This is a genomic window from Moorena sp. SIO2C4 (assembly GCF_010672485.1).
GTDB classification, from domain to species: domain Bacteria; phylum Cyanobacteriota; class Cyanobacteriia; order Cyanobacteriales; family Coleofasciculaceae; genus Moorena; species Moorena producens.
This window is the reverse complement of the sequence record NZ_JAAHGN010000527.1, coordinates 1-5,120: the sequence shown is the minus strand read 5'-3', so window position 1 is coordinate 5,120 and position 5,120 is coordinate 1. Positions and strand designations below refer to the sequence as shown.

Below are 5,120 nucleotides of genomic sequence, written 5' to 3'. Positions count from 1 at the left end.
CAGCGGTCAGCTTAAGCGCTACGCGCACGCTACTTGAGGTGCTATCAGCTATCAGCTTATGCACTACGGGCACGCTGTCTTGATGCAGAGGTGCTTTTGAATAAAATAAGCTGACGGCTGACGGCTGACGGCTGACGGCTGACGGCTGACGGCTGACGGCTGACGGCTGACGGCTGACGGGCTGTTGATTCGATTGATTGAGAAACCCTATAGTCTTAAGAGACAAGCCGCTGGGAAAATTAAATATTCCAGGAAAAACAGTTTCCAGATAAACTGATAAAAACTAGCGATCGCATTTTTATCCTCCAAGTCTACCTGGTAAGAGCGCCACCACATTACTGCTAATGCTACCAGATGGGTTCCTACCAAGAAGAGGATATTTACTGAACCGAGGAGCAGCACACTAGCTAGCACCATGGCGAGATAGCAAGCAGTAATCACCCCCCGTGCTATATTAAATACCGCCAATTTACCGAGGCGGATGGTAAAGGTAGTGATATTGAAAAGCTTATCCCCATCGATATCTGGGACATCTTTGAATATTGCGATCGCAACGGTAAAGACTAAGATAAACCAGGTCAATGCCCACACTGCTGCGGTGGGCATCATCACTTGTCCCTGTTGCAATGCCCAACTAAAGTGTAAAAACAGACCTACATTAACGATTGCTCCCCGTACTGAAAAAATACATAGCGCTGCCCAAAAGGGAAACCGCTTCAGCCGGATCGGTGGCAAGGAATAGCTTGTACCAATTGCCAAACTAATACTGACCATCAACAACAACCACGGTCCCAATAACCAAGCAAACAGTAGCGCTAGGATACCAGTTATCGCCACAATCCCCTGACCTTGTTGCAGAGAAAACTCCCCTGCAGCAATGGGAAGATGGGGTTTATTAATCTGGTCAATCTCCACATCGTGGACTTGATTTAGTCCTACGATATAGACATTACCGCACAAACAAGCAATCCAAGCTCCCAACAGTTGACCGAACCCTTGCCAAGTCCAACCACTGTTAGTCATGGACACGGCAATGGGATAGAGGGCAAAAATACTTAAACTCGTCCCAATAATCGTATGGGGACGAGAAAATTTCCAGAAACTGTACAGCCAAGCGGCTGGTTGCTCCAATAGATTAATCGAGGGAGGAGTAGATGTTTTAGAGGAAATCTGACTCATGGATCAGGTTAATGGTATTAGGGATTAAAGTTTAGGTTAATGGTTTTACTACTTAAACTTAGTGTAAGGGTTCTTAATACGTAAGCATTCAGCGGTCAGCGGTCAGCGGTCAGCCGTCAGCCGTCAGCTTATTTTATTCAAAAGCTGTTCGATGTAGCTTGGCCGTAGGCCAATGGCTGTTCGCGTAGCGTGCGCGTAGCGCATAAGCTGATAGCTAATGGCTGAATGCTGATAGCTGAATGCTGATAGCTGATAGCTTACCTAAATCCCTAATCCCTAAAGCTCTACACCTGTACCGGCGTCCGATAATCTCTTCTCTCCTCGAAATTCCCTGCTGGTTCTTCCTCAAGGTTGGTAATTAAACGAACCCCGCGCTTAAAGGTAAGGTAATGCCATGCCCACTGAATCATTACCAGCAACTTGTTATCAAACTCAATCAGGAAGAAGATGTGGATAAAAATCCAGGCTAGCCAAGCGGGGAAACCAGAGAACTTAACAAACCCCAAATCCACTACTGCGGCATTCCGTCCAATCACCGCTAAATTACCATAATCCTGATAATGGAAATCCGGTACTGTCTCCTCCTTGAGGCGCTTCTGAATCAGAGTAGATACATACTTGCCTTGTTGCATCGCCACTGGCGCAACTCCTGGTAGGGGCTTACCGGTTTGATGAGAGAAATTCGCCAAATCACCAATCACAAAAATATCCGGATGTCCGGCCAAGCTCATATCCGGTTGTACTATCACCCGTCCAGCCCGGTCTAGCTCGACACCAGTAGCGTTTGCTAGCGCCTTGCCCATGGCAGATGCTTTCATCCCTGCTGCCCACAGAACAGTTTTGGCGTTAATTTCCTCTACCTGCTCTCCTCGACGCATGGTAACTATATCATTATCAATATTAGTAACTAGAGTCTTTGTCTGTACTGTCACCCCTAACCGTTCCAGAGAATTTTGGGCTTTTACTGATAACTCCGGTGGGTAAGGAGGCAAAATCCGATCCATCCCTTCCAACAGCACAATCCTCGCTTCGGAGGTATCAATATCGCGGAAGTCATTTTTTAAGGTGTCGTAAGCCAATTCTGCCATGGCTCCGGCTAATTCCACTCCAGTTGGTCCGCCTCCTACCAACACAAAGGTCAACCAAGCGCGACGTTTCTCGGGGTCAGTTTCTTTTTCTGCTGCTTCAAAGGCAGAATAAATCCGACGTCTAATGTCTAGGGCATCTTCAATGGTTTTCAAACCAGGAGCGTCTTGTGCCCATTGATCATTACCGAAGTAGTGGTGGCTAACGCCAGTGGCCACGATCAAGGAGTCGTAAGATATTTCTTTGTCTGCTAGTTGAACGGTTTTCTGGTTCGGGTCAAGACCAATTACTTTCCCCATCAGCACTTGAGTATTTTTCTGGTGACTCAGGATTGCCCGCAGGGGTGAGGAAATATCACCAGCGGATAAGCCCCCGGTAGCCACTTGGTAGAGTAGGGGCTGGAACAAATGAAAGTTCCGTTTATCGATTAGAGTTACTTTCACTGGTGCCTTTCTCAGAGCCTGAGCAGCATAGAGTCCACCAAATCCGCCACCAACAATGACCACATGGTGAGGAGATTGGGTCTTTGCTTCACTAACCATAGAACTAACCATAGAACTAACCATAGAATGTCTTACCTCTCCTGAATTTGTTTACGATTGATTACGAATAACGTCCCTGCCTTAACCGTAGACCTTTTGTAAAAGTCAGTTTTTAGGAGGTAACTATCTTGACATCTCCCCCGGTTGAAACACGGGGGATTCTACAAGGTTGTTACGCGGCAGGTTGAAACCGTGCCGCTCCACATCTTGTTCGATATGATCTAGACAGAGATCCAAAAAGATCATATCGATGTGGGAGTGTCAAGCTCCCTCTACCCACCTTGGTAAGGTCGAGACCTAACTGTGTGGCTACTTTCCTGGCGATATTGGCGGCACCATTGCAATCCGCATTTACCAGGTCACCTTTAGAAGTTTTGTACATTCCACGCTTTACCCGTTTTCCTGACGGTGTCCATCCTTGGGGTTTTTCACCATGTTTTGGGAGGCTGTCGTCATCTAGGTAAGACGCTTTACTGGTGTACGCTTCTTCGGTAACTGTTAGTTTTATTCCATATTCGCAGGCTAGTTGCTTTAATCGCTCAATGAGTCTTTTAGTGGGAATTACGACGAAGTTTTGATTTCCCCGTCGCCCCATATTTATTGAATCTTTTTGTCGTTCATTCCACCCAATAATTAGATTTCCAATACGATCACTCAAACACCGATTGATAATAAAACGGGCAGCCTTGTTGATCCCATCACGCATCTGGTTATTGCGTTTTCTTTGAACCCTATCCAGGTTCGCATCCCAATAAAACTCAGGCTTTCCGGCTTTGTACTTAGCAACCAACCGGGCATAACCCTGATTCAGAGATTTGAGCTTTCTGCCATCAATAATTAGGCTTTTCCCATGAGTTGAAACTCCGGTCAGCCAATTATCTCCACCATGATCAAAGCTCCAAGCTTGAGAATAATCTAAATTAGAATTTTGTTCTACTGGTTGCTTTCCATTATCAATAACCCAATCGATCCAGAGCTGTCCTAGATATGGGCGAATGGTTACCTCTTTTACCCAGTCTGGATCTATGAACCATGGTGGCTCTAAGGTGATTTCAGTAAGTAATTCTGGCTTACTTTCTTTGCTAATAGACGGATAAAATAAACCTTTTTTGTAAGTAAGTGCCTGGCGAGGAAAGGTAACAGCAGCTAGACCACCTTTTTGGCGATACCTGATCAGCTTTGGTCTATCTACCTGACCTTTATAGTAAAGGCCGACTAATTGGTTATAGCTAGCAATTGACTCGGCTACAGTTTTGAGGTTTTGTTGCGCTGATTGAGCCGCCATCGCCTTGTAATGAGGGTTTTCTTTAAGGCTTTTACATAGCTCAGCATACTTCACAGCGCACTTGTACGTTTTCCATCCGTACCTTAGATCGTCTCCGCGCCAGTAAGTTGTAAATGCTTCTGGTTGCTGCTCCAACCAACTATAATGTTTTTGCTTGGAGTAATAGGTGGCACAATTCCACAAACTATTGGCCTGTTCGCACTGAAATAACCAAAAAGCATTTTCTTCGTCCGTGAATTTCGCTTTGATTGGAATTGTTCTGTACATATTTATATCACCTCCTTACTTATTATAACTTACTTGAATGGATACGGCGGGTTTCAACCCGCCGCGTCTGTTTCATCCCCTCCTTAGAAAGAAGGGGCTCTCACATTCCCGGATTTCTTGGTAGTTATCACGCTGTTGTTGGCTATTTACGCAAGAGGTCTCCTCTTTCCCGATGCTTCTTAATATAACTTAACATTAAAAACTATTAAGTGTGTCGTGAAAACAACCGAATTTCATAATATAATGATAAGTTTAATTTTTAATTAACATAAGAGCCCCAAAACAAGCTCAACCCGGATTGTCAATCCTAGGAATTGTAAGGGTTTGGTAACAGTTGGTTGTTATTCGAGTCAGTGTGATGCACATTGGATTTCTCAACCCTCACGGTAATTTTGACCATAAAAATAGCTACATTAGCGAACATCCCGATTTCGGTGGTCAGTTGGTCTATGTCAGGCAAGTGGCAGATGCGATCGCAAAACAAGGTCACCAAGTAGATATTCTCACCCGCCACATCATTGATCCGGATTGGCCAGAATTTGCCGAGAAATTTGATGGCTATGGGAGTGTAGACAACCTTCGGATTATCCGATTGCCAGCCGGACCACAAGAGACCCATTCACGGAAATAACTTCCTTCATCACCATTTGATGTTGCGTCGGTTGCGTGAAATTGTTCCGCTTCATTTTTCGTCGGTCGTCGGTTGGTTGGTGCACTTCGTGGTCTTCTCACTCACATTTCTTTTCATTCACACATTGCAC

At 45.3% G+C, this 5,120-nt stretch carries 4 protein-coding genes and 1 pseudogene; 1 reads left to right on the top strand and 4 read right to left on the bottom strand.

Going from position 1 to position 5,120, the window contains the following annotated elements; translation table 11 throughout:
* The 4 genes from F6K20_RS23600 to F6K20_RS23585 form a co-directional block, all read right to left on the bottom strand.
* The coding region (locus F6K20_RS23600) for a hypothetical protein (RefSeq protein WP_287296230.1) at window positions 1–226 on the bottom strand (226 nt) is incomplete at its 3' end.
* On the bottom strand, window positions 208–1,179 hold the full coding sequence (locus tag F6K20_RS23595; RefSeq protein WP_008188806.1) for a homogentisate phytyltransferase: 972 nt from the start codon (window positions 1,177–1,179) through the stop codon (window positions 208–210). The genes F6K20_RS23600 and F6K20_RS23595, both read right to left, overlap by 19 nt.
* Window positions 1,180–1,463: 284 nt before the next feature.
* Window positions 1,464–2,807 carry an NAD(P)/FAD-dependent oxidoreductase gene (locus tag F6K20_RS23590; RefSeq protein ID WP_044495002.1) on the bottom strand — a complete coding sequence of 448 codons (1,344 nt, stop codon included), beginning with the start codon at window positions 2,805–2,807 and terminating at the stop codon, window positions 1,464–1,466.
* A gap of 172 nt (window positions 2,808–2,979) precedes the next feature.
* Complete coding sequence (locus tag F6K20_RS23585) at window positions 2,980–4,359, bottom strand: RNA-guided endonuclease InsQ/TnpB family protein (protein ID WP_008188808.1); 1,380 nt, start codon at window positions 4,357–4,359, stop codon at window positions 2,980–2,982.
* A gap of 358 nt (window positions 4,360–4,717) precedes the next feature.
* Between F6K20_RS23585 and F6K20_RS23580 the strand changes: the two are divergent.
* Window positions 4,718–4,972: pseudogene (locus tag F6K20_RS23580) on the top strand (glycosyltransferase); the annotation flags it as partial.
* Window positions 4,973–5,120 lie beyond the last annotated feature (148 nt).

Excerpts from the sequence above, each read along its gene's own strand:
- F6K20_RS23595 (WP_008188806.1), bottom strand. The coding sequence starts at position 1,179 with ATGAGTCAGATTTCCTCTAAAACATCTACTCCTCCCTCGATTAATCTA.
- F6K20_RS23590 (WP_044495002.1), bottom strand. The coding sequence starts at position 2,807 with ATGGTTAGTGAAGCAAAGACCCAATCTCCTCACCATGTGGTCATTGTT.
- F6K20_RS23585 (WP_008188808.1), bottom strand. The coding sequence starts at position 4,359 with ATGTACAGAACAATTCCAATCAAAGCGAAATTCACGGACGAAGAAAAT.